The organism is Massilia sp. NBRC 108631 (assembly GCF_059704565.1).
In genome coordinates this window covers 1-210 of the sequence record NZ_BAAKJE010000179.1, presented here as the reverse complement: position 1 = coordinate 210, position 210 = coordinate 1, and the positions used below count along the sequence as shown (strand labels likewise).

Here is a 210-nt window from a genome sequence, read left to right as displayed (position 1 = left end):
ATAGTTGAGTAATCAGCTAGGAGACGTGGCCGAGTGGCCGAAGGCACATCCCTGCTAAGGATGCATACGGCTTATACCTGTATCGTGGGTTCGAATCCCACCGTCTCCGCCAGAACAAATAAAAACGGGCTCCCCTGCGGGAGCCCTTTTTTATTTGTTCGGACAGAGACGGTGGGATTCGAAGACGGAGCCCCCTGGCGGGGGCGAGGC

At 56.7% G+C, this 210-nt stretch carries 1 tRNA gene; it reads left to right on the top strand.

The window, feature by feature from the left end:
- Positions 1–19: 19 nt before the first annotated feature.
- A tRNA-Ser gene (locus AC6H42_RS19510) sits at positions 20–112 on the top strand.
- Positions 113–210 lie beyond the last annotated feature (98 nt).